Source organism: Bradyrhizobium sp. USDA 4341, assembly GCF_054063755.1.
On the sequence record NZ_JBSSGO010000001.1, the window covers coordinates 16,318 to 42,470 of the forward strand.

A 26,153-nucleotide genomic window follows, 5' to 3' on the forward strand; every position below is an offset into this window, starting at 1 on the left:
ATCCTTGCGACATTCCGCCGCCCTGCTGATTGGGGCAAGTCCAGATCGGAGTTCCCTTTTATGAAGCTCATCGCATTCTTGCTCGCCGGAGCGGCGGCGCTCGCCTCGGCCCCGGCACTCGCGCAGACATCGTCGACGAAGTCGGCTCCGCCCATCTCCACGGAACACAGCATGCAGCCCAATCCGGCCATACGGGCGCAATCGGCGATGCAACTCCCCGATCCGATGAAGATCGCCGATGAGCGCTTGGCCGATGCAAAGGCCCAGCTCAAGCTGACTGCAGATCAGGAGAAGTCCTGGCCGGCGATCGATGCGGCAGTCCGGTCGCTTTACCAGATCCAGGCAAATCAGATGAATGCGATGCTGGAGCGAGCGCACTCGGGCCGCGGACCCATCGATCCCTTCGAGGCGATCGGTTTGCGTGCCGACAGCATGGCGGCGACCGCCGTGGCAATGAAGGCCGTTGTGGCTGCATCCAAGCCGCTCGCTGACACCATGAGCAACGAACAGCGCATCCGGCTTGCCGACCTCGGCAACTTGCGGATGGCCCGCCCGCGGCCGCCGGGTCCGGCGGTTGCCCCGGCGACAGCTGGTCAGGCGCCACAGCCGCCTGCGCCGGTCGCGGTGCCTCCGAAGCCGTGATTTAGGTGCCCGGGCCAGTGGGGGTGGGCACCGGAATAGGGCGGTCGAGATCAATCACGAATCCCTCCCGGTATTGCGGATTGGGTTCGTGGTTGTACCCCGTGGGATTGCAGACAACCCGGGTCGAGCCGATCCTGTAGTCGAAGCTATCGTGCACATGGCCATGGAGCCAAAGCGTCGGCTGGTAGGTGTTCACCAAGCTCGTGAGATCGCTGGAGAAGGCGGGCGATAGCGGGTCACTCTTGAACCGTGTGGGTACACTCAGCGGGCTGATGCCGTGGTGGGTGACCACAACCGTCGGGCCATCAAAGCTTTCCTGGAGTTTCTTCTCCAGGTAGCGGCGCTCTCGCTCATGGCGTCGCATGGCGTGCTCCGGAGTGAAACGGCGCGCGCGACGGAAGCGTGTTCCAGACGGCAGTTTTCCGTTCCTGTTCTCGTAGGTCCGGATCTTGCGGGAATCATTTAAACCTACTTCTGCCTCGGCCATCGCCTGGGGCAACGTCCCCAATCCGAACAGCCTAAAGTCTGTCCAGAGGGTGGCCCCGACGAACCGGACGCCGTCTATGACAACTGTCCCCGGGTTCAATACGTGGATGTTCGTGCCAAAGGCCTGGAATCGCATCTTTGTATCGGCGTCCTCCATCGCGACGCCTCGATAGTAATCATGGTTGCCAGGGACGTAGATGCGTGGCCGGGACGGGTCGCCATAGAAATCCTGGCGAAGGGTGGCGACAACGTCTCTGAAGTAATTCAGATCGCCAGGGCACACCAGCACGTCATAGTCATCCGGTGGCTTGGGCACCGTGTTTGACTGCTCAAAATGACGGTCGCTTTCGACCCAGATGCGCATTGCTCACCTTCCGCTGCTTTCTTCTGTCCTTCTATGCCGCCAGGCGTCGGGGACGCTATCAAAATACGAGGGCGTGAGCGTAGCCGAGCCGAACACGAGACAGATCGAGGTTAGCGTGCGCGGGGATGGGGTGCCGCGGCCGGTCTCTATCCTTGCTAACTGTCCCGGTGACACAGAGCGATCCGCAGTTCGGGCGCAGAGTTCACGGAACCTTAATAAGCCTGCGGCATCGCGGAGTTGTCGAGCAATCCTCGCCATGGCGTCTGACGTCTCAGAAGGCCGACGAGGTTGCCTAAACGAATAAGCCCCGGGTGATCTCCGGGGCCTATCGGTAGGTGTTCTAGAACGCCTGCTGAACCTCCCCGGGGCACTAATCCCGGGTATCAGGGCGGCATCGTCCCTACCGAATCCTTGGACTTCGTTCCTAATGCGGGTCTGGCTCTTGTGCTTTTCGATGTTGGTGTGTTCATTGTGTTGCGTTTTTCTGTTTGTCGCCAGTAGCGAAGGCCGGCGTTTATAGCGAGAGTGGTAGTCATGACTGACCGGGAGCGAGTGCAGCTGTACGAAGTGTGGAAGCTGACGAAAGGCGAGTCTTGGGAGCCGCCGAATCCGAGAACCCCGGTTATCGATCGGTTAGTCGGCGCCGGATATTTGAGGCGGACAGACGGTCGCATCGGGTTCGAGCGAATACGTGACGGGATGTTGGCATGGACGGATGCGGGTCGCCAGGCGATGCTCGCGATCGAGTCGCGGCTGAATGAAGCGTCCGAGACTCAGCCCGCGCCGAGGATCGGCGTATGAGCGACTATCCAGCCAAGGCCATCAACCCGGCGACCCGGCAAGTCGAGGGCTGCCTGTTCCTCGATGACCACTTCTCAAAGAACGAGTATGGCGTCCGTTTCGCTGACGGGACCGTCTATCGCCCGTGGGAGGTCCATGGCGTCGACACGAAGCTTACCGAAGAGGAGGCGATCGATCTGATGCGACGATTAGGCATTCCTGGCGACTATCCGGCCCTTGGGATCTGATTTCGGCGTCCCCACGGTCAGGCGGATTGATTCATTGCCGTTAAGGTTGCCACCCGCTCCGTCTTGCCGAGTTCCAGTTCCAAGTGTTATCGAATCCTTGCAAGTTGGCGAAGAGCTCCAGGAGAAAGTTGCTCTCCTCTGGAGGTATCAGGCTGACCAAATTCGATTTGGATGAGCACTTGGTTCGGGGAATGATCTGATGTGGGGGTGGCTGTCTCGGTTTGGTCGCCGTTTGGCGGCCGGCTGGCCTTTTTGTGGTGCTATCGGGTTCTCAGTGTTCGGGACCAGCGAAGCGAACGCCCATGTGAAGTGGTTTTGTGCGTATGACGTTGCGGGCCAGCCGCGTGGGCTGGAGAACGTGCTTTGCCAGGATTTCGAGCTCCTGCTCGGCGTTGCTATCTGCTGGTTCTTTGCCGGCTGTGTGATCGAGCGAACGGCCGTGGGTGAGGCGATGATCCGCTCCGTCGATCGGATCACGACCTGGCTCAGGCTGAATACCGAGCAGATGATCCGCGCGGTTTGCGGGTTCTTTTTCGTGTCGATTTGGGCCGTCGGAGGTATTTTGTTGACGCCCGAACTGAAGACGACCTCGCCTCTGGTGGGTGCTCTTCAGCTTGGTATTGCCGCTGGGATGTTGTCTCGGCGGACGATGCCAGTATCGGCGGCCGGTATCGTTATCCTGTTTGTCCTGGGCGTGCGCGAGTACGGGGCCTTTCACCTGGCTGATTACCCGATTTTTCTCGGCGTTGCGGCCTACCTTGCTCTGGCCGGCCTTCAGAAGGATCTCTTTGGGGTTCGCCCGGTCGATGTCGTTCGGTTCGCCGCTGCCGTGACCCTGATGTGGGCTTCGGTCGAAAAGTGGGCCTATCCAGAGTGGAGCTTTCCGCTCGCGGTTACGCATCCAGGCCTGACGCTCGGGTTCGATCGGGAATTCTATATGCGGGCGGCTGGCATGGTGGAGTTCGGCCTTGCCTTCGCCTTGGCCTGGACGCCGCTCGTCCGGCGGTTTGCCGCGATTGTGTTGACCGGGATGTTCGTCGCCGCCTGCTTTGAGTTTGGAAAGGTCGACACGATCGGACATTCGGCGATCATTGCCGTCCTGCTTGCGACCGCAGCGGATAATCGGACTCTCGGTGCTCACGATCGCCGGGTCCCCTTGCTGGCGCCGGTGAGTCTCTGTGGAGCGCTGGCGGTGACGATCTTCGCCTATTACGGCTGGCATGCCGCGAGCTTTGGGACCTCGGTCCTCTGAGATCGAGGCCGTCTTGCGTTGCTTCGCGAAACGCTATGCGGCAGCCTCTGGCAAAAGCTGGCCAGCTACGCCGAGATCCAGGCGGCGAGGAAGTGGGCGTGACTGAAGGTCTGGCGCGCGCATCCTTGACCGGATGATGTGAAGACATTCGGAGGCGGCGAGCGTCAATCCATCGTCGAAGTCGCCTTCCCGGAAGGTCCGACACATTTCCCGGGCGAGAGCGGCGAACCGTTCTGTGTCATGACCGCCGGCGAGTGTGCGGTCGGCAACGATTTCCACGGAGCAAGAGGCGACCGTCACCAGGATGAGGATGCCGGTTCGGTCCTCCGTGTTCCAAATCCCGCGTTCGGTGAAGCAGCGAATTGCACGAGCGCGGGCGGTGGTCCCGGTAAGCGCGTCGCCGAGACTGGCCGCTCGCTGGATCACGATCTCGAGTCGACCACCTTCAGCATCGACCTTGTCGACAAATTGGATGCCTCTTGTCAGGGCTGATGCGCCGATCCTTCTTGCCAGGATGTGGCCGCCGAAAAGGCTGCGCAATAAGCCATCGAGCTTGGTCGCCTCTGGCGCCGGCTCACCGCCGGATGCGCCTCCAAGCAGATAGCAGTCGAGCTCGTTCTGACCGCGAGAGTATCGCATGAGAGCAAGGGCTGACAACGCGAGAAGCCCCGCGATAACGGCGAGGCTCATCGAGGTCGTGAAGGCGGCAAGCGCGCCATGGGAGGTAGTGACGTCCATCTCGATCTCCAGCATGCGATGGCTGGAAGATACGGATGGCCCTGCAGGTTGATAGAGCTGACCGGGCGCCATCAACGATAATCTCCGTCATAGAAAAATGCGGCGTCGAAACCGGTGGGCATGGGTGGTGCATGCTGTTGACTTGCAGATTGATCGCGTAAGGATTCGTTTACCGTCACGCAAGGAGGCTTTGATGAGCCGCTCTACCGAAGAACGCTGGTATCTGTCGTTCGGCGCCAACCCCGGGAATATGCCTGGGAAGAAGGATTTCGCGCGGGTCGAGACCCAATCTGGCGCGCTGATCTTGCGGATGGAGCCGCCCAAGGCGCTCGTTGCAAGGCGAGCGATTGAGGAGCGGAAACTGGCCGAAGAATTCGTCGGCAATGCCCGGCTCGCAGCGTCTGGAAAGGATAGTTTCAACGCGCTCAAGAAGCTGTTGGACGCTGCCTTGGCAGCCGGGATCAATCCGAATGCTCCGGCAGTCAGAGAAGCGCTTGATGTAATCGCCAAGGCAGATCCGCCACGGTTTCAAGTGCGTCACGAGAGCTCGGATCGGGTGCTGTATGAAGGCACGAACGAAGAGTGCCACTACTTCCTGAGGATCTCTCAGGGTGTGACGGCGGAGTTCGCGACTGTCTTCGGTGGCTTCCGGATTCAGCGCGAAGCTTCGGTGCTCGAGCAAGACCTGGAGCCCGGGCGCGCGCCCGGGATGTGAACATGCAGGTTCTTCGCCCGTATTCCGAGAATGACCTGTTTGCGATCTGGCGGTTTTCCGTGCTGAACCGCGGGGAATTCGACGTCTGCCTACACAAGGAAAGCGGCCGCTGGACGGTTGCCGGCAAAGGTTGCACGGCACTCATGCCCACGGCATTCGAGAGCGATGAGGAACGTCAGCAGCGCATCGTGGACTTCGTCCGCGAAAGCGGTCTCGAGTTTACCGATGGCGGCCTGGCGGTCGAACCGGAACCGGCCATGGACATGGGAATGTGACTTTTTTCCCGACGTTTCGGCATTCGTATAACCAATTGTATATAAACGATAATTCATAGTGTCGCCAACGTTATGGCGTGCGTAATTTGAAACCCGATCGCCTATTTGTGTGTTATTTGATACTTCGGTGTGTATTTTGAAACCTGATGGTGCCTTGCTGATGGCGTGCGTAATTTAGATCGGAAATGGCACTTCGTGTGCGATCTGAAACGCCCGTGAGGAATTCGAAACATGGATGATCGCCAGGTCCAGAACCACATCCTGCCGGGCAAGTGGAGGCCGACTGGGTATGCCGCACTTGTGGAACGCCACAATCTTCAAGCCCCGCTCCGGCGGGTATCGGCGGTTTCAACGGGCGCCATCAAGGGCAATTGGCGTGAAGAAGGGCTAATCACGGGATACGGCGAGCGTTACTGGCCCGGGGACTCCGATGCCGCCCATCTTGAATTCGCAATGGCGCGGGAAAAACTCGACCTCCTTCTCATGAAGAAGGCCTTTGATGTGGTTGATCCAAAGGAGCTTGCGCAGCAGATTGAAAAGAAGCCTCAGTCCGTGGCATGTCGTCGGCTTTGGTTTCTCTACGAGTGGATGACGGGACGCGAGTTGCCGTTGAAGAATGATCTCGTGACGACTGGTTACGCCGACATGCTCGATCCCGAGCAGTATTATACGATTGACGGCGAGGGAGCGGCTGTCGCGGCGGCATCGTATTCGGAATAATCTGCCCGGTACGAGGGAGTTTTGCGCAATCGCGCGCCGAGGTGATTTGCCTGATGCAGCTTCGAAGATGGCTGCGAGGGCACATAGCGTCGTCGATGCAGCGGATCGCAGCACGGTCGCCAGGGCTGCGGCCTATCTCCTGTTGGCTGACAGCCGGTCGACGTTCGAGATCGAAGGGGAACATCCGGCTCGCGATCGTCTTGAGCGGTGGGGCCGTACGCTGGGTCTTGCAGGAAAGCGCGAACTGAGCGTGGAATTCCTGACCGAACTGCAGCGCCAGGTAATCGGCAATGATCGCTTCGTTGAGACCGGATTGCGCAAGAGCGGCGTCTTTATCGGGACTCGTGATAATTATGGCGATCCGAGACCTGAGTTCATCGGCGCCCGGCCGGAAGACGTTCCGTCGCTGGTTAACGGTATGGTCGAATACGATAAGCTCCTGAGGAAGGACGCAGGCTTCAATCCAATGGCGCACGCCGCCGGCCTTTCCTTCGGGTTTGTGTATGCTCACCCGTTTGAGGACGGCAACGGACGCCTGCATCGCTTCTTGATGAGCCACGTGCTTGGAGAGCGCAGGTTCTCGCCTGATGGGGTCGTTCTTCCGGTTTCGACGGTAATCCTGGATCGGATCGAGGATTATGTAAGCCTGCTGCAGAACCGCTCCGGCCCCTTGATGCCTTTCATTCCCTGGAAGAAGGCCGCGCAAGGCAATGTCGAGGTGACTGCTGACACGGCGGATCTCTATCGCTACATTGACGTGACTGATGAAACGCAGTTCTTCAGTGAAGTGGTCGATTCAACCGTCACACACAAACTGCCCAAGGAGCTGCGCTATCTTGAAGCTCACGATCGCGCCGAGCGCCGGATCGCTGGTCTTGTTGAGATGCCATCCAACATGGTCTCCGACATCATCGTTCAGATCGTGCAAAATAGCGGCAATCTCTCGAAGAAGCGGCGCAAGCGGGAATATGCCAAGCTGACCGACGAAGAGACCTCCTTGATCGAAAACCTGGTCCGAGAGGAGTTTGGGATCGAGCCGCCGGCGCCGGCGGTAGAAGCATCTCCGGCCGGACCACATCCCTAAGGATCGAAGTTTTCCCGGAACTCGCGCCGGTTGAGAAAATAGCGCTTGGAGCTCCGCGGAGCGGTAGAAAATGGGCCGGGAGGATTAAATCCCGCGGAAATGGCAGCTAGAACCTGTTGTGCCGGGTGGCGTAGGTCACCCGGTTCCAGGTGTTGGCTGCCCGCTTCCTTGGATTTCGAAAGAGAACTTCCCGTCCGGAGAGTTGAGCAGTGATGGTCGAACGGAGCGCAGGTGAATAATCAGATTTCCAACAGCCCAATCCGTCGGCCTGAGGATCTGCCCGCACTGATCAGATTGCTCCAGGGGCTTGGCATGTGTCGCGGGGTTGTTCCCGGTGACGCTCGCCCGGAAATCTTCGAGGAGGTGGAGAAGGCGGTCCGCGACGTCCTGGCGAGTACGATCTTGCGGTCGGACATCTGTGATCGGCTCGGTTGCTCCGACGAGATCCTTGCAGCCTTCATTGCCACAAAACAGGTCATTCCGGTGCTGGCCGACGACGAGCTCGGACTGGGAGAGCGTTTCGGTGCGGGGACGGCCAAACGCGTCTTGGACCGGTTTGGCTCGAAGCTCGATCCCGACTGGCAGGGGCCGCACCAGCCAATGACGATCGCAACCGCCGCCCATCTTCTAGGCTTCGCTGAAAGCGACGTCGCGGTTCATGTGCTGCAGCACCCATACCTGGTGACCCGGCTTGCGGACCCTCCCCAGTATTCCACCCTTTGGGTCAACCTTGATCGGCTGGCGGGTTCACTCGGTCGTTGGGAACGCTCAATCTTGCGGGTGGGTCCGGACCTGAGGAAAGAACTTCGGGAGAAAAAGCGGAAGGAAGAAAGAGAGAAAGCACCGAAGGCGGTCCGCGAACCCAAGGTCCAACCGGGGCCGGCGACACGCCAACTTGCGTCGAACGCCGCAGTTCAGCCGCACGAACTCCTGCCGCTGCTCCACGAAATCGGACTCTGTCGCGACATAGCCCTCGATCCCGACGGATTGCTGGATTGGCGCAATGAGACAACCAAGGCGACGATCGAGAAGGCAGCCAAGCAGGTACTCTCTGGGAAAATTCCAGAGATCGCGACGCGCGATGGGGCGTGCAAACAACTCGGCTGTAGCAACGATGTCTTGAACAAGTTCATCGAGGAGGGACACCTTTTCCCATTCAGCATCAGCAATGCCTTGGTGCTTGGTGATCTGTTCAGGATCTCCGACGTCCAGAGGGTGCTGGAAAGGTTTGCCACAGCGATCCCGCGCCAGGGTTCAAAACGCGAGGTAGTCACTTTTGCAACGGCTGCAACGCGCCTCGGGTATTCCGAGGCGGATATTGCAGCTCAAGTTCTGAATGATCTCTCGTTAATTACGCGCCTTCCCAAACGGCTCGCATGCGATGGGATTTGGGTGGATCTAGAAGAGCTCGACGGCTCAATGAGCCGGTCTGGCCGCCCGCTGACCGAAGCAGGGCAACTGATTGCGCAAGAGAGGCGGCAAAAAGCTGAGGAGGAGAGACGCGTACAACATGAGCGTGCGTTGTTAGATCAGCAGGAAAAGCAGATCCAACAAGAGCGGCGCGAGCAGGCCGCGCGCGAGAAGGCCGCTCTGAAAGACCAGAAGCTTCAGGAGCGGTTGGCTGAGCGCGCGCGGTTGAAAGAGGAACGGCAAGCGCAACGAGATCGGGCTGCGCGCGAGAAGCAGTCTCTGCGAGAGCAGCAGGAACAGGAAAAGCAGGCCAGGCGAGCCCAAAAGGAACAGGAGAAGCTGGCGCGCCGCGGGCAGGAAGCGCAGATCGAAATGTTCGATCTGGAAGAACATGCCAGACGCGAGCGGCTTGAGCAGACGGCGCGTGAGAAGCGGGCGCTGCAAGCCCAGCGAGCCCAGGAAAGGGCGGCGAAACAGGAGCAACGAGAACGGGAAGCTCAAGCCAAGCGAGAGCAAAAGGCCCAAGAAAGATTGGCCCTGAAGGAACAGAAAGCTCAGGCTGCACGGCAGGCTTTGCGAGAGCAAAGAGCAGAGAAGAAGCGGGCTAAGCGAGATAAGCTGAAAGCAGCAGCTCGGGAGAAGAAGGCAGCCGCGCAGAAGGCAAAAGCAGCGCTCGATACAAAACGGAAGGAAGCCGCCCGGAAGCTTCAACAAGAAGAGCATGTTCAAGAGAGGTTGGAGCGCCGGCGTTTACTCTTGAGCGGACAGTCAGCCCGCCGTCTCGTTGCTGAAGCGGGTATCGAACCGGTCGCACTCATTCCGTCTTTGCAGGAAATCGGCTTATGTCTCGACGTTCATGTCGGGCCGGATGGGCTGCCTGATTGGCAGAATGCCAGCGTAAGAAACGCGGTCGAACATGCCGCCAGGAGCGTCCTGGACTTTTCCGGTAGGATAGGTGGTCTGCTCTCGAGCGAAATGGTCCGGGAGCTCATCGGGTGCGGTGAGGAGGTTTTCGATCGGTTTGTCGAGAAGGGGCTTCTCCAGCCGAGGGGGATTAACAATCCGCTTGGGCTAGGTCCGCTATTCAACAGAGACGCCGCGACCGGATTGATCAAGCAGTTCGAAACCGGCTTTCGTCGAGGTGTTTTTCGAGACCCGCGTCGAATGACCTTTGCAATGGCCGCAAAGCATCTAGGCCTCTCGGAGGCGGACGTGGCGATTCATGTCCTCGAAACTCCCCGGCTGATCACCTACGTCCCCAAGCCGTTCTCATGTGACGGCATCTGGGTGCATCTTGATCTGCTTGCTGAATCGATCTCTCAACCCCGGCCGTCCAAGACCAAAGGCAAGGGATCGCCGAAAAAGCATCTGGCGCCACCGGTGGCCGCCGCCCGAACAGTGCGGGTGGGCCGCGTTGTGCAGTCGCGGTCAAAGCCCACCGGCAAAGGCAAAGGCGCCCGTGAGCCGACCGTGCGAACAGATCGAAAGAGCATGCCGCTCCCGGTCCCGCTCACGAGATTCGCTTCCCAAGCTGTGCTGTCGAAGTCCGCGGTCAGCCATTTGGTAAGGGATGGGGAGATCATCACCACACCTGGTGATCGAAAGAGCCTCAGCCGGCCTCATGCCGAACGCTTTCTGCGGCGCTTCGTATCGTTGCCGGAGGTGCAGGCCCACTGGGATGGTGGTGACCAGATCGCGGCTGCTTTGGCTCTGGCTCAAATCGCACCGTCGTTCCCGCTCGAAAGCGTTGGAGTAGCGATCTATACGCGCAAGTATGTCACCACGATTGCCAAGGCTTTCGGGGAGCAGGGGCGTCAGGCACCTGAGTTGTGATGTCGCTCCGCTCTGAAGGGCGGGCGTCCCGGTCTGCTGGAGACCGATCTCCTCGCATCCGAGGCAGGCAATGTTGATGGCGGCGTTGCCGTCACGGCCGTTGAACCGTGCCGCAGTCGCGCTCGAGCCGGGACGAACCTTCTAGATTTTCTGCTCTTGGAGCTGCGGCCGTATCTCGGCGAACGAATGCGTTGGAACGAGCAGAAATCTAGCGCAGTTGACGACCTCGCCGATATTCATAGATTGCGAAAATGCTGAAAGCTGCCACGGACAATCCTCCAATGACCGATACAATCAGCAGCGCAAATGCTGCGGCTTCAACTCTGTTCCTAGGCCAGAATGTTGAACAGGAGTCTGGGATATTCTCAGCAGCAACGCCCGCAACTTCGCCAATTTGCGATGCTCCGTGAGTGCCATAGTCGTAAGAGATCGATGGGCGATCGTTGCATCTGCGGCTGTATTCCATGATCGCGACCGCCGTCATTCTTGCGGGCGTCACGCGAGTCGTGAGGATGTTGAGGCCGAAATGATTTCGGTCCTTGTCGGGGGATTTGACGATCGAGCAGTTCGCTTTGAACAACATCGGTCGGCTACGATCAGAATTTAGGGGTTTCTCGTAAGAGTTGGAGTGTATGCCTCGCAGTAGGGGTGAGGGATAGCCACCGTATTTCACGAACAAGTTCGGTGTCAGTAACTCGCCGCAAAGCATGAGGGACGTCCCTTGGACGACGAGAAGGGCGCCGACGAGGCAATAGAAGATGGTTCGAATTCTGATCCATCGCGGCCTGGAGCTGAGAACGAGGTCAAGGAAATATGCCCGTGTGGAAAGGGCGCCGATGACGGAGAGCAGGACGCCACATATCAGGCTGCCGCAAGCAGCGTTGCCGAAATTACTGCTAAAACTGTGGTCCATCATCGCCATGCCGAACAAGAAAGTGGCGAGCGCGATCAGGACATAGCCCGTGAACGTCAAGAAGAAGCCGACCACGTTGAGTCGTTGGAGCCCAAAGTAGAATGCGAGCGCCGCGAGAATGAGAAGGGATATTTCGGCAAGCCAAAAAACTGGATCTCCCTTCTGACCTTTTTTGCTGTAGCCATATACACCGCTATCACTACCCTTATGTTCTGGACTCAGCGGGATACTGAACAACGACAGTTGCGGGCGTACCTCAATATCGATTCCCCTGAGGACGCGCTCGCAATCTTCAAAGCCAACGAGTGCTTGGACAGGCTGTTCTGGTATGGCCATGTCGATTGCACGGACATTTTCGACCGATGCTGGACGACCTATTTTGCGTTCGAAGTAGTCGTTAAGGCTCCTCACGTTATCGATAGTGGTGGCCTCCCGAGCTTCCATGATCATAATGGTGTAGGCAGATGTGCTGACCATTGGCTCATCGGCGAGCCGAGCGGACCGGAACGAGAGACCAGCAGCGTATCTGACTTGTCCATCGCTGGACCAGGAACGCTCTTCGTTCCGGACATTAAGTACACTTACTGGCGCTGAAGATGCGGGCACGTTTGGCGTCGCAAGTCCCGCGATGGCCGTCTCTGAGACTATGCTGATGACCGGCCGAGCATCGGGCGTTAGCTGAAGATCTGAAACTTTGCTAATGGCAGGCACCTCTTGAGCAAGCCCGCCGGCACCAGGCCAACCGATTTGCAGGACGGTGCTGAGAAGAATTGCGTTCGCTAGACGGCGAAATATCATTTTAGGACTCGTGTACACTCGGCTACGGGAGGCGTTTGGACAGTGGAAGCGCTCAATAGGTGAACGCCCGGCGACACGGCTGAGGGACGTCGTGCCGCATGCGGGGAACCAACATGTCCTTGAAGACCTTCTCAATGCCTTCTAGGACTGGTACGCGCTTCCCCGCCTTCTAATGGGGATGCGGTCGCTTCTTCTTCCAAGCCCTCTGCTTCTTCATGACCTTCGTCCGGCAGCCCGCCGCGAAACCAGAGACAAGCGTTACAGGGAAACGGTCGGCTTTGCTGCGGGGCCGCGCGTTCCCAGCTCGGTTTTCCCCGAGATCCTCGGCCAGCCTCCGACGCACTCTTAGACCGCCATCGATCCGGTCCTAAAGTGTTGGCACAGCCCCCGCCGCCGGCGGTCGGCCGCCGCCGGCGGTTACACGGCGACCAGCCGGCTACGTTCGTAACCGGCCCGGCGCGTACGGTCGACGACTGGCACCAGGTCGTCTTCGTTGACCGGAAAGAGATCGTAGCGATTGCTCTGGGTCCTTCGACCGCCAATCAGCTCGACGGGGAGGCACCCTAGGCGCTTGGCGCCGTCGCGGCTCACGGAGATCATCTCGCCCTCACGAAGGATTGGTGCCTCGGCCGCCCCGGCTGAAAGAGCGATCTCAGCGTGAGCCTTGAGATGGTCCGGCTCGCCATGGACCGGGATCACAAACCGCGGCTTGACCAGGCGATGAAGCATCTCGATGTCGCTTCGGATGGCGTGACCGGAAGCGTGCAGGGGATTGCCTTCCTCGTCGGCCGCCATGAGGATCTCGGCGCCCTTGTTCTCGAGCGCGGTCATCATTTCACGAACTTCCAGCTCGCGGCCGGGGATGGTACGAGCCGAGTGAATGATCGTGTCTCCTGGTTGGATTTTCGGCAGGTGGCGAGCGCCACCGGCGGACATGCGATCGAGAGCCGAGTTCGGCTCGGCCTGGGTCCCCGTGCAGATCAGTGTCATCCGGTGTCGATCGAAGCCGGCAAGATGCCGGGGGTCTGACAGGATCTTCAGATCTGGCCCCAGGAGCCCAATCTTCCGGGCTGCCTCCTCGTTCTTCAGCATTGAACGTCCGGCCAGGGCGACAACGCGGCCCGACGCCCTGGCCGCGCGGATCATGCCTGCGACGCGATCCACGTTGGTGGCAAAGCAAGAGGCCACGATCAAGCCGCGCTTTCGGTGGAACACCCGCTGAAGATTGCGCGCCACCTGTTTTTCCGACGGGATGACGGCCGATCGCTCGGCGTTGGTGGAATCAGCAAGCAATGCGAGCACGCCGCGTTCACCAAGCTTCTCGAAGGCCCGCAAACTGGTTCGATGACCGATGACCGGATCGGGATCGATTTTCCAGTCGCCAGTGTGGAGTACGATGCCGGCGCGCGTGCCGATGGCAAAGGCGACGGCTTCAGGAACGGAATGGGCGACGGGAATGGAGACGATCTTGAACGGGCCGACCTGGAAGCCCTCACCCGGGCGGAAGGTGTTGATGATGTGACGCAGCCCGGCCTCGTTCATTCGTCCTTTTATGATTTCGGATGCGAAGGGCGTCGCGTGGATCGGCAACCGCCGGCCGAGCTGCCCGAATATCGGTACAATCGCACCGATATGATCTTCGTGTGCATGCGTGACCAAAAGGGCCTTCAAATTCGGGATAATGGGTTTCAGCATCTCAATTGAAGGATTGATAAACTCGACCCCCGGCACGTCCTTGATCATGGCGAAGCCCATGTCCACCAAGACCCAGGATCCGGCGTGGCCACAGAGCGTCCAGTTCATGCCGATGCGGCCGACGCCTCCGAGTGGGCAAATGACGATCTCGTCGGGCCCTGGCACGGGAAGCCGCGGGCGGGAGGGGTCAAGATTGAGGGAAGCCGGATTAACGGTCCGGAGGCCGAGGACGGGACGTCCCTTCTGTTCAATGTTCATTGGACGCTATCGGAACAATGCGAGGCGGCAAGAGTCAAGCAAGGATTAGATAGCCGGGTGCGGACGGGTCGTGAGGTCATGTTGTTCAAGTGATCCAAGATATCTACACTGCGACCGGCGCAGAAATATGAGGGTGAGGGTTGTACCCCTCGAGAGTGAAGTCCTCGTAGCGGAACGCGAAGATGTCCGTTACGTCGGGGTTGAGCTTTATTGTCGGGAGCGGTCGCGGTTCGCGCGTGAGCTGCAGGCGAGCCTGATCGAGATGGTTGATATAAAGATGAGCGTCGCCGATCGAGTGGATGAACTCACCGGGCCGCAGGCCCGTGACTTGGGCAACCATCATCGTGAGTAGGGCATACGAACTTTGGTTGAAGGGCAGCCCCAAAAAAACGTCGCACGATCTCTGGAATAGCAAGCACGATAGTGCTCCATCTGCGACGTAGAACTGAAACAAGCAGTGGCACGGCGCCAAGGCCATCCTGTCGATATCCGCTGGGTTCCAGGCGCTGACGATGAGACGTCGGGAATTCGGATTGTTCTTGATCGCCTCGATGACGTTCGAGATCTGATCGATCGGCTTGTTGAAAGCGTAGTATTGTTCGCCATGGTAGTTCGCCAAATGGATGGCGCCGGCGGGCGGAGGGGCGGGACTACCGAGCTCCAGCAGGCCGGGCCAGGATCGCCACTGATGACCGTAGACCGGTCCCAGATCGCCCTTTTCGTTCGCCCATTCGTCCCAGATCGTGACGCCGTGATCCTGCAGGTACTTGATGTTGGTGTCGCCCCTTAGAAACCACAATAGCTCATGCACGATGGCCTTGAGCGGCAGGCGCTTTGTGGTCAGGAGCGGGAATCCTTGTGCCAGGTCAAAGCGCATTTGATGGCCGAAAATGGAGACCGTTCCGGTACCGGTTCGATCGTCTTTTTTGACGCCTTCATTGAGAATGCGCGAAAGAAGATCCTGGTATTGCTTCATTTGGCGACCTGCGAAGCCGGGACGGTTGGGATTGCCATCCAGTTATTGAATCCTTGATCGTGGCTTGAGGACCATGACGATGGTGGCGGCGAGCCACAAGCATTCCGACAGAGCTTTCCCCAATTGCCACAGATCGCGGGGAATGGCGGAAATGCACGGAGCCGGCCCCGGTCCTGCCGTGCACAGACGCCGGACTTGAAACTCAGCAAAGGTCCGGCTAGAGTTACCTAAATCGACAGCAGAATTTACTAAATGGGTGGGTGCAATGTCCGGTTCAGCTGATCTGATCGAGTTGGCTCTCACCATGCTCGGTTGCACACAGAAGGAGTTGGCCTTTCGGCTAAAGGTATCTGCACCTCAAATCACGAAGTGGAAGAACGACGAGCATATGTCGAATGAGATGAGCGATCGCATCAGAAAGCTCATCAAGATCGGCCAACTTGACCCCAGCGTAATCCTCTGGGCGGGCTCGGTCGACAGCGCTAACCATTGGATGGCGGTGTTTCGTGATCTTGCAAAGCTTGCCGATGACGATTCTACAACGGGCTATCGAACCGAGGCTTTCGACGACCTTGATTGGCTGAGCCTGTTTACGGTCTCTGTGCTGAATGAAATGGGAGTCGCGCCGCCGAAGACGTTTTCGGAGAGTGATGCAAAAGACCCTGATCGCAGGAACAAGAATGGGAAAATCGATGGATATGCTCCACTCATTCTCGAGATCTACAGGTCGTTCACAGATGTCTATGGCTTTTATCAAGCGTACGTCTATGAGCTGATCTTCGGCGATGATGACCGAAACGCCTATTTGTTTCAAACGAGTGCCATAAATATTGAGCCGAACTTACTCCGGCTCGCGGCTTCGAAAGTCCAAGACATCGACGAGAAATTTGCTCCCGCACTTCTTCAGTTCGGCAAGGACGTCCGCTCTGGCTACATAAGCTGGTTAACCGAGCTCAAGGGGGACATCGTTAGAATGGGGGTGCCCCTCCGGGCCGAGCTGATGGATATGGTCGATGAGGGGCATGATGCGCTCGGTCGAGCAGCGGATGCTGAGGTTCATGGTTTCAACGATCATCGGGTTCATCCTGACATCTACATGAACGAGCTGCTCATGGGGGTGCGCTTTATCAGGCGAGCGCTTCCCGAAATCATGGAGAAGATCGGTATGGACTGGTCCGAGATCGCAGCGCTCACGTATGGGACGCGGATAACTGGCGGCTCTGACGCCAAGAATGTCGATGAAGATGGCGACCAGGGTCGGACTCCTCGATGCGGATGATTGTACTCAGAACGGGACCGGGAGTTCTTCAGGCTCACAACGATCTGATGCCTGGAATGGATAGAGGGCTTGCCAGGCCTGTCTTGAGAGCCGTTTGGTCCGGTTCGGCAGATACCGCTTTATGTCCGCGAAAGCGTGATCCTGCAGCAGTTCGATATCTTCCTTTGGCAGTGCGTTGTAAACATCTCCGCGGTGACGGTCGGCGACGAGCGAGGCAGCTTGGATGCGCTGGTCGAGCTCCAGCAAGAATTCCCGGGTGAACGACTTCAGAAGCTTGGCCATCGCGGAGTGGTGCGTGGGTGGCGGTTCGGTGTTGTTGCGCGCCTGATTTTGGGAGACAGAGAGCTTCCGCCGCATGATGCCGTTCACGTTTTCGCTTTCCAGGTAGACCTCGACCGTGGACCGTCCTTCCTTGGAGATCTGGGACACCAGCATGGATCTGCCGGCCGCGGCAAAGCCGGTGTATCTGCCGACGCAGTGCTCGAGGTCTTTTCCTTCCTGGATGATGTCGGACTCGTCGACGAGGGGACGCATCTTGACGCCGGCGATTTCCGTTTCCGACGTCATGAAGTGCGGATAGAGTCCGGAGCTCTGCTTCAGAATCTCGATGCGCGACGTCAGCAACGACAATTTCAATCGTTGAAACGTCTCATCAAGGTGTCGCTGTTCCTCGTGCCAGGTACGATTTAGCGCGGTCAGGCCTGCCAGGGTTCGCCCTTCGGGGAAGAGGATGTCATAGGCGGCCCGAACGATCCGACCGTGCTGGTCTCCCGATGGACTGTCGGTCCCCGTGATGACGAGGGCCGCGCGCTGATAGATCCAGGAATAGGTGTCGAGCAGATTAGGGCAATCACGGATACGCCCCTTGGCGTTACGGTGCGCAAGTGCGACTCGCATCCTCAGGTCAATCGAACTCCTATCGAACTTCACGAGAGCGCGTATCTCACTCAGTTCTGTGCCGTCCAGCACCACATGGTGTGGATTAGCCTTGAAGATCGCATCCACAACCGGAACGACATCTCCAAAGTTGGATGCGAGTGCAGGAGCGCCGACCACGGTGAGGCGATAGCTCTTGCTAAGCGATTGGACGGTCTTTGCGTGCAGCGGCGTTCGCATCTCGTCAGCGGGGCGCTCAGCATTCACAATCGCGCGGATCGCCCGCTCGATTGGCTGGCCGGTGAGAATGATCTGCGAGACCTCCGGTTCCAGGATTGCCGCACGAAGGATAGGAACCGCTCGAAGGGCCTGATTGGCGCGCTTGTAATCCTCGAGCGACCATCCGGGCCGACCAGCGAAGAATTCCGCTGTCGTCTGAGGGTCGGCAAACTTGCGTCCAGCCATGGCGGCATGGTCCTGGATCTCTTGCGGCAGCCGGCGGCGAAAATGAGCCAGACCATTTGCCTGGGTACGGTCCCAGCAATATTGGATTCGGCGCCAGAAGCCGTATTCCGCCGAGCGCGGCCAGGATTGCAAGGGCGCGATCTCCTTGACGGCTGAAAGGCTTCCGTGACCGTCTGCGGCCCTCCAAATCTGCTCGGGCTTGAGGCGTTGGGGTCCCGCGATGGCTTGCGTGATCGCGGTCCTTATGCGGGCAATCCGACCCTCATCTAGGTCGAAGGGGCGGCAATCCCGATCGATGTGAACGCAATCGAGGACAGGCGTGTCGGCGCCGCTGACAGCGAGAACGTCCGCGCCGTAGGAGCCTTCGAACATATTGGGCGGATGCGGAATGACGAGTGCGTAGCGCCAGATGACGTCATTTTCGCTGTCGACCACGAACGGTCTGAAGGTGTCGAAGAAGCGATCGACGAGGGCCTCAAGTTTGGCCGCAATAGCTGGGTCGCGGTGCCATGGCCTCGGTCGGGCATCGCGAAGTCCCGCCCGTTTGGCAGCCTTTCCCAGTCCCTTCCGTACGAGCCCGGCCATCGTGCGGCGGGCCGCTACCCCATGGGCGATCCGGATTGCCGATTCACGGTCGCAGATCCTGTGGGCGACGATGCGGTGGCGTTGTCGAATGGCCTCGAGCAGCACGGGGCCGGCCGGACAGTCGTATGCCGCAGCTATCCGGTGGCAGGCATCCCGCAGTGGGATGTGGCCGCCAGGCTCGGGACCGCCCGTTAGTTCTGCGATTGCCTCGGTCAATCCTTGGATCCGCAGGAGCTTCGACGGTGAAGCGCTGAGCTTCGCTTCAAAGACAGAGCGACGCGGGCGCTTGGCCGGCGCGGGCGGTTTCGCGACTGGAGCATGCATGGGTCTGACGATAGCAACAGCGTGTGGAGGCAGAAACGCGTTGCATGCACAGCCCTGTGCAAAAGGATTGGATATCTTTAACCCTGCTTGGCAAAGCCAGTTGATGCGGTGTGCGCGAACCTTAAGGTCGCGCTAGACGAATCCTTGAATGGCACGGCTCGAAATGACGAAATCATCCAAACTTGTGGCAGTGCGAAGAGGGCGCGTGCTGTTGGTGCGGCGGCGTTGCGATGGCATGTGGATGTTCCCAGGCGGACGGCGGCGGCCGAAGGAAACCGAGAAGGACTGCCTGCGCCGCGAGATCAGCGAGGAACTTCCGAAGCTGAAGGTCGGCCGGGTTCGCCTGTGGAAGGAGCTCAAAGGGAAGAACCGGCGCTCCGGCCGGCGGATGAGCGACGCGATCTTCATTGCCGACAAGGCCCGAGGGAAGCTCAAGATCGGAGCCCCCGAGGAGATCGATCGGGCAACCTGGCGCAAACCCTATGGGGTGCGGCTGACTGCGACCTCTCGCAGCGTCCGGGACGAACTGTTCCCGAAGCGCCGCCGGCGGTGATAGCCCCTCACCCATCGTTGGAGGCTGGCCGATCGGAGCGAACCAGCTGGTCCTCAATCGAGTCCTTGAAAGCTGAATACCGAATCTAGTGGTGCGGACCTCGGAATGTCCATTTTCCGTTAACCCACAAGCTCCGTCTTGACTTGTCAGAACGCTATTTCTGAGGTTTTGTTGCGGCGTCCGGTTGAACTGACCGGGCTCCACTACCGGAGTCGGGGTGGGAGAACGCAATATCTTACGGAGCAGAAAGTGGCTTTAGGCACGGTCAAGTGGTTCAACCCGGTCAAGGGTTTCGGATTCATTCAGCCCGATGGCGACAAGAGCGGCAAGGATGTATTCGTGCACATTTCGGCGGTCGAACGCGCCGGGTTCAAGACCCTCAATGAAGGGCAGCGGATTTCCTATGAGCTCGTCGAGCACCGCGGCAAGGTGTCGGCCGACAACCTGCGGGTCTGATAATCCGGGCCGGCGCACCGAGCGCCGGGCCGGTCCACCCTACCCACGTTTTTTCAGATGATCACGGTGCGAGACCTTCGGGCGTCTCGGCTGGCTCGGTCGGTGTCCTGAGTGTGGTCAGGGCCTTCCTGTTTTCGGCGATCTGGTCCTCGATTTCATGATCCGCCCGCTTCTCGAGCAACATGGCTGCCAGTAGCGAGTTCGAGTTCTCCAGTGCTTCGGGCACGAGGCTTGGGGTTTCCGGCGAGCCGAAGAGTGGAAGCACAGCCGAGCCGGCTTCAATCATCTGGTCGACCTCTTTGGGGTCCGTTGTCACATCGTGCTGGCCGTTGAGGCACAGCCACGCCGTCGGTTGTCGGCTGGAACCGGCCATATAGGCTGAGAATTCTCGCAGGGCGATCTCGATGACTTTGGAAGCACCACCGCCGGAGCCTGCAAGGCCGGGAATTCCTCCAGCCTTGAGAAATGCTGCCTCAAGCCGCTGTTGGAGATCCTGCGGCGGATGGCTCTCAGCAGCGCTCTTTTTGCGCGCGGCAGCAAGGTCGGCATAGGCCCGGTCGAACGCCCTCAGTTCGTGATCCCAATAGGCGCGCTCGTCCATGTCCTCGGTACGAGACGGGGCGGCATCGCGCATGGCTACGATCGCACTCCGCCAGGCGTCCCGGTGGGTGAAGAAATCGTGGGGCAGCGAGGTTTGGGGTCGCTTATTTCGATTGGACATGGCCGCTCACTCCATGGGCATGGCAATGATCTCGTTAACGATCTGCTGGATCACGCCGTCCTGGGCTTTTTCTTCGTTCATGCTGCCGCGCTCGATTTCGATCGTGACACGGCGTTCGATGTCGGATTTCGCCGATCCTCTCGGATAGCGCCGTCCGAGCCGCCGGCGCGCCTGCACGGCGCCCATATGGTCGTACAGGCGGTTGCGCAACTGAGCGTCCTCGGCAGTGGTCGAAAACGCCCAGGCCTCGATCGGCGACAGCGTGTTGTAGAGCAGGTGCTCGTGCTTGCCGTCCTTGAGCCCGAGAACCGTCAGGAAGGGAGCTCCCTTCGGGCCGGGGCCGCGCAGTTCACGTTTGACGATGTGGGTTGCGGTCTTCGACAAACCGAAGGTTTCGGCCGCCTCGTCAGCGACGCGATCGTTGCCGACGCCCATGATCCAGATGCCGCTGGCCATGTCGACCATGTCCTTGTTGAAGTCGACGAGCAATTGGCTGGCGAGCACGATGTGCACGCCCCATTTGCGGCCTTCGCGCATGTCGACAAGGACCTGCTCGCGGACCATCCGGGAGGCCGACGTCCGGTGGAATTCGTCGTAGACGAGACGCTTGGGCGTTTCACGGATACGTCGGATACGCGGCCGGTGATGTTTGCGGTAGTCCTCAGGGATGTAATCGAGGACTTCCTCGTTCAGGTAGAAATCCTTGGCCAGGACGTAGCGGGCCAGCATGTACATGAGCGCAGTGGTCTTGTCGGCCGGACCGCCGCCGCGCGGCGCCACTTCGTCGAGGTCGAGCGAGACGATGCGAGCGTTGCCGATATCGAACCGCGTAGGGTCGGTCAGCACCGGGTATTCGCGGATGGCCGTCGAAATCATGCGCGCGAACACGTCAATGACGCGCTCGCCGGTCTGGACCTTGGCGGTGCCCTGGACGTCCTCGATGTGCTTTTCGCGGATTGCAGTGAGCACGTCCTCGAGTTTCGGCACAGCGTGGCGCTGGGCCAGAACGGCGGCATGGATGGCCTGGGGGTCTCCCTTCTCGAACAGCCGGTCGACGACGCTCCACCAGGTCATCCGCTCGGTGATGCGGATGTTGTACTTCTCGATGGCGCGATCGACGTGACGATCCACCTCCGGCACATACTGCTTCGGTTGTCCCTTGCTGAAACGATCGTCGAAGATCTCGTAGAGGGTATCGACGGCCGCGCCGGCGACGTCGCTGAGACCCTCCGGCGGAGCAGTTTCGCCCACCGGCGTGCCAAGCACGGACAGGAAGTTGACCAGGAAGGCGCGCTCGAGCGGGAACGGCCGCCGGCAACCGAGCTGGGTATCAAACGGGTTGATGGCGAATTCGCGCTTCATCTGGAGTCGATGATAGGCGACCTCCGAGCGGCGATCCGGCGGCAAAGCTTCCTTGAGGAGGGAGATCAGGCCCGACGATGACGGGCCGATGTCCAGGATCGCAATCCGCGGCAGCTTCACGCCGCCGGTGCCGGTGGTCGCAATCGGCGAGAGACACATCGCGAGGTTTGTGGTGTTCATCCATACCGATTTACCCTTGCCGGGCGGCGCAAAGACCAAGTCGATGAACGTGTCTTGCTGCGATGAGCCGGGCTGGTAAGGCCATGGACGTCCGTCCGGGGTGCGGAACAGCACGGCGCCGGTTTCCCATGGAGATGCATCCCGGTTCCAGGGAAGCATCAGGATCGAGTCCTGTAGCGGCGGAATTCCGGCGGGCGCGGTCGAGGCCGCGTCCAGACCGAGGGCGCTCGAGAAGGCGCCGGCAAGCGGATCGCCTGCAAGCGGTGTCGCCGAACAATATCCCCAGCTCTCCACCGCACGCTGCAGGCGGCTGACGCGCTCTTCGATCAGGCGCAGCTGGTCGGCCGGCCCCCAGGTCGCGAAAGAGGTGCGGAAACGGATGATGACGTCGCCTTGCTCGGCCCTGCGCTGCTCGAGCATCTTGATCGCTTCGCGGATCTGACGGTTGTCTGAATTGGTCAGCGTGAAGATCGCCGCGATGAACTTTTTCACCGCCAGGAACGACATGCCCTCGCTTTCAAGCAGGAACGACACTCGCCACGGGAACTCATCGTCGTCGATCATCTTGCGCAACAGGCGCGAGAACGGAGTGATTTCCTGCGGTCCGATCTGCATGTCGACGCCGCCAAACAGCCGGTTGCCTATCCTCACGATCCGAGGGTTGATCCGTTCGGACTCACGGTCGAAGATCTGGTCGTCCAGCCGCGGCCAGAAAACGTGGCTTGCATCCCGATCCCCGACTTCGGGCCGGCGGATAGGGATCTTGTCCCCCACCATGTACGGGCGCCAATCAGCGCCCAACTGGTCCGGATAGACAGAGCCTCGGATGGCGCTGAGCGCCTTGTGGACCTCAAGCGCCTCTGCGCGCAAGCCGACGTCACGCAAGTCGGAGAGCAGCGCGACAGAGAAGGAGCGGTGGCGGTCGCGCAGGGCCTGGATTGTCCGATGGATGTTCTGGGCATTGGCCATGATCGGCCAGCCCTTGGGAGCCTGACTTTCGATCTTGGCGCTCTTCATTTCGCGCTTAGTCAGAATCGACAGGCGCGTCCAGAGCACCATGTAAAAGCCTTCCCAGGTGATCCACTGGGGCAGATAACGCTCACGTTCTGAGAACAGGTCGTCCAGGTCGAGATTGAGACGGCTGCCGATCTTGCGCGGGGTCTGCATCAAGTTCTTGACGAGCGTCGGTGAATAATCCGGGTCGCGGGCAAACCAGACCTGGATCGCGTGGCCTGGCCGGCCGAGATAGGCGCTCATCTTGAGTGTCATCGCATGGACCAGCGATTCCATCTCTTCGGGGCCGAGAATCATTCTGGTGCCGTCGACCCGAATGACTGTCGCCAGCGACCCGTCCTTGCCAACCAGGACGTTTTCGCCGGAAACGCCACTCTCGAGAAAGGAGAACGAGCTCATCGGTTTCTTGGTGACCTCGGCGATCGCGCTCGCCGCGGTGCTCATGAACGTCGTCAAACCCATTGAATCATATGCCCCAATAGCCGCCCCATCAGGGATGGACCATCCCCCATCGTGGATCGGTCTTCAAGGATTCGTTAGCGGATTTCCAATCCTATCGCACCGGGGTCGCAACAGCGCGCTGGAGCGACGGCAATCCTGGAGGCCGGCGCAACGGCGGCCGCGGCGGCACGGCGGTCCCGGCAGAGGCTTGGGCCGGCGCTGGAGCATGTACCGGAGCCGCCCTTGGGGGTTGCGGAACCAGCGGCGGAGACGGCCGGACGGCAGGGCGCGCGGATGAAGGCGCCGGCGCCGGCCTGGGACGGCCGGTTGGCTTCAGTTCAGTCTCGAGCGCAAGGCGTTCGACGAATTCCTTCAGGCGGGTGCCGCGATCGACCGCCTTGACTGTTTCGGCGGCGTATTCGACGGCTTCCCGCTCTCCGATGACCATCAGAACGTCCTCGGCCCGGGTCCAGCCGGTATAGAGCAAGGTACGGTCGAGCATGTTCACGTGCGCCATGGTCATCGGCAGGATCACGCAGGGCCATTGAGAACCCTGAGCTTTGTGCACGGTGCAGGCATAGGCCAGGATCAGGCTCCGCCAACGAGAGACTGGATATTCCGTGATGCGACTGTCTGCCGCATGACAGTCGAAGGCGATCCGCAGCACGCGTTGCTTCCGGCCGGCCAGCTCCTTTTCGACGGCGTCGACAATCGTGCCGACATCGCCGTTCATGATGTCGTTTTCATCGTCATTTTCCGTCATCATGATCCGGTCGCCGATACGCGGTAGCGGCATGCGTCGGTCATCGTCAGGCCCATGCTGAACCCCATCGATTTCACGCCCTTCCGGATTGAGTTCGGCGCTCAGCCTTCGGTTGATTTCCCAGGTGCCGGCAGTTCCCGGAGCCTGGGGACAAAGGATCGCAACGTCCTTCCGTGGATCCAGCCCCAGCTTGTCACGGACGAATCCGCCGACACGCATCAAATGCGAAATGCGGTCGACGATCCTGGCGCCTTCGTTTTCCAGCATGGTCAGGCCGCCGCGCACGACATTGTCCATCGAAGGCACCTGGCCGTCCCGGATCTTGGCAGCACCGGTGGCGATCGCCGAATTGCCCTTCTGCCGGTAGACGTTGATCAGCTCGACGGCCGGAACGACCGCGTGGTCGCCTTTGCTCGCCTGGAGCAGATCGGCAAGGACATTGCCGGCGCCGACCGATGGCAACTGGTTGCGGTCGCCGACCAGCAGAAGCCGACCATCGTCGGGAAGAGCGTCGAAGATGGCCGCCATGGTCTCGACGTCCAGCATCGAAGCCTCGTCGACCACGACAAAGCAACCGCGCGGCAACGGGTTCTCCCGGTTGACGCGGAACACCGAGCCGCCGGTACGGCGGTCCTCCTGGGCGAGCAACATACGGTGGATGGTCGTTGCCTCGCGGCCAGTCGCCTCCTGCATGCGTTTTGCGGCCTTGCCGGTCGGGGCTGCGAGGATAATCGGTCCCTCGCCAATCGCCGCGGCAACGTCTGCGATTGCCCTGGTCACGGTGGTTTTTCCGGTGCCGGGACCGCCGGTCAGTATCGAGATCGGTTCGGAGACCGATGACGCGATCGCTTCAACCTGAATTTGATCAAAGCGCGCGAATTCCGGCTTTCGCATCACGTCGCTGACGGCGTCCTCGATCCGGCGCCGGTCGTTTCGCCGTCCCTGAGACATCATCCGCAGTGCGGCGCGCGCGATATATGCTTCGGCGCGGAAAAGTTCGGGCAGCTGAGCCACGAAGCCACCGGTCGATCGGTCGACCACGACCGACCCGTTCGCGTCGGTCGCGACATGTTTGATCCATGCAGTCGACAGTTCCTGCGGAAATTTGAACTTGACCTCAGCCATGCGGATGAGATCTGACGCCGACAGGGCGGTCGATCCGCGGAAGCGAGATTCGTCAAGGAGGCTGGTGAAGGCCGCATCCAGCCTGCGCCGGTCATCCTTGGGAATATTCATAACCGCCCCGATCTTGTCGGCATTGTCGAAGCCGACGGCCGGCACGCGCGAAACCCGGTAAGGATTCGCGCGCAGGACCTCCCAGGTGGTGTCGCGGAAGGCATCAAGGATTCGGCCAATGGCATGGCGCCCAACGCCCGCGCCTTCCATCAGGACAACCGCGCGACGATTGGAGATGCGACGGTTCCAGTCTGTCAGCATCCGGTTGCGATAGCGGGTCGGATCGGAGGTCAGCTCGAGCAGAATCTCGGCGTCCTGCTCGGCCTTCCGGCAGCATTGTGGTCCATGCTTGCGGACAAAGCCGGCGATACGGGTGAAATCCACGCCATGCCGGGCGCCATCAAAGATCTTGCCGAGGAACGCTCGCGCGCCCTCTTCAGACGATGGCAATTCCGGCCGGAAGCTCTTGGCCTGGAAGATGTGAGCTTGCTGACCGCGGTAGTTCTCGACGCGCCAAAGACCGTGGGCGGAGAACCAGTCGCCTTCGCTGACGTCGCGTGCATCAACCGCCATCCGTCCATCGACCAGTCCGGTCGGGCTTTCGTAACGGACGAGCAGGATCTTGCGATCTGAATCCTCAGATCGCCAGACCACGCGAGATACGATCCCAGTCTGGACTTCCATCCTGCTCTAGACTTTCTGGAATTAACCCTCTTCGGGTGAATATTTGCCCGCTCGTCCAGCAAGCCGGAAGAGCTTCGTTGGCAAAGT

At 59.9% G+C, this 26,153-nt stretch carries 21 protein-coding genes; 11 read left to right on the plus strand and 10 right to left on the minus strand.

The genetic code is table 11. From position 1 onward, the window contains the following. Window positions 1-60 precede the first annotated feature (60 nt). Window positions 61-642, plus strand: coding sequence for a Spy/CpxP family protein refolding chaperone (locus ACVIGB_RS00130; protein WP_456717677.1), 582 nt, complete (start codon window positions 61-63; stop codon window positions 640-642). 1 nt (window position 643) lies between these two features. Here the strand turns inward: ACVIGB_RS00130 and ACVIGB_RS00135 are convergent, their stop codons facing one another. Next, window positions 644-1,492 (minus strand): metallophosphoesterase, encoded by an 849-nt coding sequence (locus ACVIGB_RS00135; RefSeq protein WP_456717676.1) that lies wholly within the window; start codon window positions 1,490-1,492, stop codon window positions 644-646. Window positions 1,493-1,495: 3 nt separating this feature from the next. Then, a complete protein-coding gene (locus tag ACVIGB_RS00140) occupies window positions 1,496-1,750 on the minus strand; it encodes a helix-turn-helix domain-containing protein (RefSeq protein ID WP_456717675.1) in 255 nt (84 codons plus the stop codon). A 539-nt stretch (window positions 1,751-2,289) separates the two neighbouring features. Between ACVIGB_RS00140 and ACVIGB_RS00145 the strand changes: the two genes are divergently transcribed. Together ACVIGB_RS00145 and ACVIGB_RS00150 are read left to right on the plus strand one after the other, a co-directional pair. Continuing rightward, on the plus strand, window positions 2,290-2,520 hold the full coding sequence (locus ACVIGB_RS00145) for a hypothetical protein (RefSeq protein WP_456717674.1): 231 nt from the start codon (window positions 2,290-2,292) through the stop codon (window positions 2,518-2,520). 199 nt (window positions 2,521-2,719) lie between these two features. Further along, window positions 2,720-3,772 (plus strand): hypothetical protein, encoded by a 1,053-nt coding sequence (locus tag ACVIGB_RS00150; protein ID WP_456717673.1) that lies wholly within the window; start codon window positions 2,720-2,722, stop codon window positions 3,770-3,772. 33 nt (window positions 3,773-3,805) lie between these two features. Here ACVIGB_RS00150 and ACVIGB_RS00155 read toward each other — a convergent pair whose 3' ends face one another. After that, window positions 3,806-4,582, minus strand: a complete 777-nt coding sequence (locus tag ACVIGB_RS00155) for a TPM domain-containing protein (RefSeq protein ID WP_456717672.1) — start codon at window positions 4,580-4,582, stop codon at window positions 3,806-3,808. Window positions 4,583-4,703: 121 nt separating this feature from the next. Between ACVIGB_RS00155 and ACVIGB_RS00160 the strand changes: the two genes are divergently transcribed. The 5 genes from ACVIGB_RS00160 (at window position 4,704) to ACVIGB_RS00180 (ending at window position 10,547) form a co-directional block, all read left to right on the plus strand. Beyond that, on the plus strand, window positions 4,704-5,225 hold the full coding sequence (locus ACVIGB_RS00160; RefSeq protein ID WP_456717671.1) for a hypothetical protein: 522 nt from the start codon (window positions 4,704-4,706) through the stop codon (window positions 5,223-5,225). Window positions 5,226-5,227: 2 nt separating this feature from the next. After that, a complete protein-coding gene (locus tag ACVIGB_RS00165) occupies window positions 5,228-5,500 on the plus strand; it encodes a hypothetical protein (RefSeq protein WP_456717670.1) in 273 nt (90 codons plus the stop codon). Between the two features lie 231 nt (window positions 5,501-5,731). Continuing rightward, window positions 5,732-6,220 (plus strand): hypothetical protein, encoded by a 489-nt coding sequence (locus ACVIGB_RS00170; RefSeq protein ID WP_456749060.1) that lies wholly within the window; start codon window positions 5,732-5,734, stop codon window positions 6,218-6,220. Between the two features lie 67 nt (window positions 6,221-6,287). Continuing rightward, window positions 6,288-7,304: a Fic family protein gene (locus ACVIGB_RS00175; RefSeq protein WP_456749061.1), complete on the plus strand. Its 1,017-nt coding sequence runs from the start codon at window positions 6,288-6,290 to the stop codon at window positions 7,302-7,304. Between the two features lie 231 nt (window positions 7,305-7,535). After that, window positions 7,536-10,547, plus strand: coding sequence for a hypothetical protein (locus ACVIGB_RS00180; protein WP_456717668.1), 3,012 nt, complete (start codon window positions 7,536-7,538; stop codon window positions 10,545-10,547). Between the two features lie 208 nt (window positions 10,548-10,755). On the opposite strand, the gene ACVIGB_RS00185 is transcribed toward ACVIGB_RS00180, so the two are convergent. The 3 genes from ACVIGB_RS00185 to thyA all read right to left on the minus strand — a co-directional run bounded on the left by ACVIGB_RS00185 (window position 10,756) and on the right by thyA (window position 15,187). Then, window positions 10,756-12,258, minus strand: coding sequence for a hypothetical protein (locus ACVIGB_RS00185; RefSeq protein WP_456717667.1), 1,503 nt, complete (start codon window positions 12,256-12,258; stop codon window positions 10,756-10,758). A gap of 417 nt (window positions 12,259-12,675) precedes the next feature. Next, window positions 12,676-14,211 carry a ribonuclease J gene (locus tag ACVIGB_RS00190; RefSeq protein WP_456717666.1) on the minus strand — a complete coding sequence of 512 codons (1,536 nt, stop codon included), beginning with the start codon at window positions 14,209-14,211 and terminating at the stop codon, window positions 12,676-12,678. Between the two features lie 103 nt (window positions 14,212-14,314). Beyond that, window positions 14,315-15,187 (minus strand): thymidylate synthase, encoded by an 873-nt coding sequence (thyA, locus tag ACVIGB_RS00195; protein WP_456717665.1) that lies wholly within the window; start codon window positions 15,185-15,187, stop codon window positions 14,315-14,317. 265 nt (window positions 15,188-15,452) lie between these two features. Here thyA and ACVIGB_RS00200 point away from each other — a divergent pair, with 265 nt between their 5' ends. Next, window positions 15,453-16,466, plus strand: a complete 1,014-nt coding sequence (locus tag ACVIGB_RS00200) for a helix-turn-helix domain-containing protein (protein ID WP_456717664.1) — start codon at window positions 15,453-15,455, stop codon at window positions 16,464-16,466. A gap of 6 nt (window positions 16,467-16,472) precedes the next feature. Here ACVIGB_RS00200 and ACVIGB_RS00205 read toward each other — a convergent pair whose 3' ends face one another. After that, a complete protein-coding gene (locus tag ACVIGB_RS00205; RefSeq protein WP_456749062.1) occupies window positions 16,473-18,608 on the minus strand; it encodes a PcfJ domain-containing protein in 2,136 nt (711 codons plus the stop codon). Between the two features lie 271 nt (window positions 18,609-18,879). Between ACVIGB_RS00205 and ACVIGB_RS00210 the strand changes: the two genes are divergently transcribed. Both ACVIGB_RS00210 and ACVIGB_RS00215 read left to right on the plus strand, forming a co-directional pair. Beyond that, window positions 18,880-19,269, plus strand: a complete 390-nt coding sequence (locus ACVIGB_RS00210) for an NUDIX hydrolase (RefSeq protein ID WP_456718249.1) — start codon at window positions 18,880-18,882, stop codon at window positions 19,267-19,269. 249 nt (window positions 19,270-19,518) lie between these two features. Continuing rightward, window positions 19,519-19,725, plus strand: a complete 207-nt coding sequence (locus tag ACVIGB_RS00215) for a cold-shock protein (RefSeq protein WP_456717662.1) — start codon at window positions 19,519-19,521, stop codon at window positions 19,723-19,725. 61 nt (window positions 19,726-19,786) lie between these two features. Here ACVIGB_RS00215 and ACVIGB_RS00220 read toward each other — a convergent pair whose 3' ends face one another. From ACVIGB_RS00220 to recD2, 3 genes are all read right to left on the minus strand, one after another. Then, window positions 19,787-20,446 carry a hypothetical protein gene (locus ACVIGB_RS00220; protein WP_456717661.1) on the minus strand — a complete coding sequence of 220 codons (660 nt, stop codon included), beginning with the start codon at window positions 20,444-20,446 and terminating at the stop codon, window positions 19,787-19,789. Window positions 20,447-20,452: 6 nt separating this feature from the next. Continuing rightward, window positions 20,453-23,464 carry an ATP-binding protein gene (locus tag ACVIGB_RS00225; RefSeq protein WP_456717660.1) on the minus strand — a complete coding sequence of 1,004 codons (3,012 nt, stop codon included), beginning with the start codon at window positions 23,462-23,464 and terminating at the stop codon, window positions 20,453-20,455. A gap of 91 nt (window positions 23,465-23,555) precedes the next feature. After that, window positions 23,556-26,066, minus strand: coding sequence for an SF1B family DNA helicase RecD2 (recD2, locus tag ACVIGB_RS00230; protein ID WP_456717659.1), 2,511 nt, complete (start codon window positions 26,064-26,066; stop codon window positions 23,556-23,558). Between the last annotated feature and the right edge of the window lie 87 nt (window positions 26,067-26,153).

What these genes read in the sequence shown, in the direction of transcription:
- ACVIGB_RS00190 (WP_456717666.1), bottom strand. Translation starts at nt 14,211, where the DNA reads ATGAACATTGAACAGAAGGGACGTCCCGTCCTCGGCCTCCGGACCGTT.
- ACVIGB_RS00210 (WP_456718249.1), top strand. Translation starts at nt 18,880, where the DNA reads ATGACGAAATCATCCAAACTTGTGGCAGTGCGAAGAGGGCGCGTGCTG.
- ACVIGB_RS00225 (WP_456717660.1), bottom strand. Translation starts at nt 23,464, where the DNA reads ATGGGTTTGACGACGTTCATGAGCACCGCGGCGAGCGCGATCGCCGAG.
- ACVIGB_RS00155 (WP_456717672.1), bottom strand. Translation starts at nt 4,582, where the DNA reads ATGGCGCCCGGTCAGCTCTATCAACCTGCAGGGCCATCCGTATCTTCC.
- ACVIGB_RS00145 (WP_456717674.1), top strand. Translation starts at nt 2,290, where the DNA reads ATGAGCGACTATCCAGCCAAGGCCATCAACCCGGCGACCCGGCAAGTC.
- ACVIGB_RS00170 (WP_456749060.1), top strand. Translation starts at nt 5,732, where the DNA reads ATGGATGATCGCCAGGTCCAGAACCACATCCTGCCGGGCAAGTGGAGG.
- ACVIGB_RS00165 (WP_456717670.1), top strand. Translation starts at nt 5,228, where the DNA reads ATGCAGGTTCTTCGCCCGTATTCCGAGAATGACCTGTTTGCGATCTGG.
- ACVIGB_RS00140 (WP_456717675.1), bottom strand. Translation starts at nt 1,750, where the DNA reads ATGGCGAGGATTGCTCGACAACTCCGCGATGCCGCAGGCTTATTAAGG.
- thyA (WP_456717665.1), bottom strand. Translation starts at nt 15,187, where the DNA reads ATGAAGCAATACCAGGATCTTCTTTCGCGCATTCTCAATGAAGGCGTC.
- ACVIGB_RS00200 (WP_456717664.1), top strand. Translation starts at nt 15,453, where the DNA reads ATGTCCGGTTCAGCTGATCTGATCGAGTTGGCTCTCACCATGCTCGGT.
- ACVIGB_RS00160 (WP_456717671.1), top strand. Translation starts at nt 4,704, where the DNA reads ATGAGCCGCTCTACCGAAGAACGCTGGTATCTGTCGTTCGGCGCCAAC.
- ACVIGB_RS00130 (WP_456717677.1), top strand. Translation starts at nt 61, where the DNA reads ATGAAGCTCATCGCATTCTTGCTCGCCGGAGCGGCGGCGCTCGCCTCG.
- ACVIGB_RS00185 (WP_456717667.1), bottom strand. Translation starts at nt 12,258, where the DNA reads ATGATATTTCGCCGTCTAGCGAACGCAATTCTTCTCAGCACCGTCCTG.
- ACVIGB_RS00220 (WP_456717661.1), bottom strand. Translation starts at nt 20,446, where the DNA reads ATGTCCAATCGAAATAAGCGACCCCAAACCTCGCTGCCCCACGATTTC.
- ACVIGB_RS00135 (WP_456717676.1), bottom strand. Translation starts at nt 1,492, where the DNA reads ATGCGCATCTGGGTCGAAAGCGACCGTCATTTTGAGCAGTCAAACACG.
- recD2 (WP_456717659.1), bottom strand. Translation starts at nt 26,066, where the DNA reads ATGGAAGTCCAGACTGGGATCGTATCTCGCGTGGTCTGGCGATCTGAG.
- ACVIGB_RS00150 (WP_456717673.1), top strand. Translation starts at nt 2,720, where the DNA reads ATGTGGGGGTGGCTGTCTCGGTTTGGTCGCCGTTTGGCGGCCGGCTGG.
- ACVIGB_RS00175 (WP_456749061.1), top strand. Translation starts at nt 6,288, where the DNA reads ATGGCTGCGAGGGCACATAGCGTCGTCGATGCAGCGGATCGCAGCACG.